Source organism: Candidatus Neomarinimicrobiota bacterium (assembly GCA_022567655.1).
GTDB lineage: Bacteria > Fidelibacterota > SORT01 > SORT01 > SORT01 > JADFGO01.
In genome coordinates, this window is record JADFGO010000146.1 from 1 (window position 1) to 2,898 (window position 2,898).

Annotated in this window: 2 protein-coding genes; both read left to right on the forward strand. The window is 48.1% G+C overall.

The window, feature by feature from the left end:
• Positions 1–647 (forward strand): metallophosphoesterase (locus IID12_10230; GenBank protein MCH8289460.1); only part of this gene is annotated, 647 nt, incomplete at its 5' end.
• Positions 648–677: 30 nt separating this feature from the next.
• Positions 678–2,898, forward strand: a 2,221-nt coding sequence (secA, locus tag IID12_10235) for a preprotein translocase subunit SecA (protein ID MCH8289461.1), incomplete at its 3' end; no start/stop codon positions are given.

The following is a 2,898-nucleotide window of genomic DNA, read 5'->3' on the forward strand; positions in this document are numbered from 1 at the left end:
TGGACGAATCGGGGATCGATAGGATAGTTTGCCTCGGTGACATCGTCGGATACGGAGCCGACCCGGTCGAATGTCTTGAGCTGATAGCGGAGAAGTGTGAGATAGTACTGGCCGGAAACCATGACTATGCCGTAGGAGGTAAGCACAGCGTATCCGGGTTTAGTCCGGATGCAGCTGAAGCCGTAACATGGACTCAGGATGCTATATCCGGCAGCTGGGAAGTATATCTCTCATCGTTGCCGTTGATATATGAAGAGGAAGGGATTGTCTACGTCCACGCATCGCCCCATAAACCGGAGCAGTGGAGTTATATTGTATCCCGCCAGGATGCAATTTCAGAGTTCAGATATTTTAAGAAATCCGCTGCCTTTGTGGGGCATTCTCATATCGTAGGGATTTACTGTCACGACGGCGATACTTTTGATGCCGAAGTGAGTCTTGATGAAAAAAAGAGGTACATTATAAACGTCGGCAGCGTGGGGCAACCGAGGGACGGAAACCCGGCGGCATCGTATGCCGTATATGATTATGACACAAAAAGGATCAGCATTGAAAGAGTCGAATATGACTATAAATCGGCGGCAAAAAAGATTTCGGATGTGGGACTTCCAAATTATCTTGGAAGCAGATTAGCACTTGGGATTTGATGAGTTATAAGGAAAAGAGTTGAATACGGCATGACAGGTAAATTTGTAACGAAAATATTCGGGACTAAGTCCGGGCGGACCGTGAAGAAGCTCTGGAAAGACGTCGTTAAGATCAACGATATATTCGAAAACTTGAAAGACGTTCCGGACGATCATTTCAGGAAGAGAACCGCCGAGTTCAAGAAGTTGATCTCCGAACGCCGCGAAGAAGCAATAGAAGAAGCCCAAGCTGAAGATTTATCCGCTGAAGAGATCCTCGAAATTAAAGCTGAAGCGCAGAATGAAGTTTTAGAGGAAATCCTGCATGAAGCTTTCGCTATGGTAAAGGAAGTATGCCGCAGGCTGTTGGGTGAAACGTGGAGCGTTGTTGGTCAGAAAATCCAATGGGACATGGTTCCGTTCGACGTGCAGCTGGTCGGCGCGCTTGAGCTTCATATTGGAAATATAGCCGAGATGAAGACGGGCGAGGGAAAAACTCTCGTGGCTACCATGCCTCTATACCTGAATGCGCTTACAGGAGAAGGCGTTCACCTCATTACGGTAAATGATTATTTGGCGCAGCGCGACTCCGAGTGGATGGGTAAAATATACGAGCGGCTCGGTTTGACGAGCGGTTGCATGCTGAATACCATGAACAACGAACAGCGGAGAGCGGAATACGCTAAGGACATTACTTACGGCACCAATAACGAATTCGGCTTTGATTACCTGCGTGATAACATGGCAATTCAGGTTGAGGATCAGGTTCAAAGAAGTCATTCGTACGCTATAGTGGATGAAGTTGATTCGGTGCTGATAGACGAGGCGAGAACACCGCTTATCATTTCAGGCCAGGTAGAAGGCGCCTCGAACGATCAATTTTTGGAACTCAAACCGAAAGTCTCTTCGCTTGTCCACGCGCAATCGCAACTTGTGGATAAACTGATAAACGACGCGAAAGAGCTGTTGGAAACAGATGAATACAAAGCGGGAGAAAAAATACTAATCGCCCGCCGCGGGATGCCGAAGCATAAAAAGCTGTTATCGCTTTATGAGAAGGAAGGCATTAAGAGACTCGAACAACAGGTGGAGAACGACTACATAAGGGATAAAAAGCTTCATGAACTTGACGAGGATCTCTATTACAGCATAGAGGAAAAGAACAACGTCATCGACCTGAATGAAAAAGGGCGCGATCATATTGCTCCTAATGACCTGAACGCATTTGTGATACCCGACATCGGAACCGAATATGAAAAAATCGAGAACGACGAATCTTTAGACGACCTGAGCAAATCACAAAAAAAGGCTGAACTGCAGGAGCTCTTCGCCGCTCAGAGCGAAAAGATTCACAACATAAGTCAGCTGCTCAAAGCATACTCTCTATTTGAGAAGGATGTGGAATACGTAGTAACCGACGGTAAAGTCATGATAGTGGACGAATTTACCGGCAGAATCCTTCCCGGCAGGCGCTACTCGGACGGACTCCATCAGGCTATCGAGGCTAAAGAAGGAGTTCGTATCGAGGCTCAGACTCAGACAATAGCCAGCATAACAATACAGAACTACTTCAGAATGTACGATAAGTTAGCGGGTATGACGGGAACTGCGGAGACGGAAGCGGGTGAGTTCGCATCGATATACGACATGGAAGTAACGGTGATCCCGACGCATGAAAAAGTAATACGTGAAGACAACGAGGATCTCATCTACAAGACGAGACGCGAAAAATATAAAGCCGTGGTGGAAGAAATCGTCGATTGCCATGAACGAAGGCAGCCTGTACTCGTCGGAACGATAAGCGTTGAGGTCTCCGAACTCCTCGGCAAGATGTTGACAAACCGCGGAATTAAACACAGAGTTTTAAACGCTAAACAGCACCAGAATGAGGCGGAGATAGTCGCCCATGCGGGAGAACCGGGTTCGGTAACGATTGCCACGAACATGGCTGGCAGGGGAACGGATATAAAGCTGGGTGAAGGAGTCGTAGAGGTCGGAGGGCTGCATATAATAGGCACGGAACGGCATGAATCGAGGCGGATAGACCTTCAGCTCCGCGGAAGGTCGGGCAGACAGGGCGACCCGGGTTCAACTGTTTTTTACATGTCGTTAGAGGACGACCTGATGCGTCTGTTCGGAAGCGAACGCATCGCGCGTATTATGGACAGGCTTGGTCTCGAAGAAGGGGAGGTAATAACTCACACCATGATAACCCGTTCGATCGAGCGGGCGCAGAGGAAAGTCGAAATGCGGAATTTCGGAATTCGTAAAC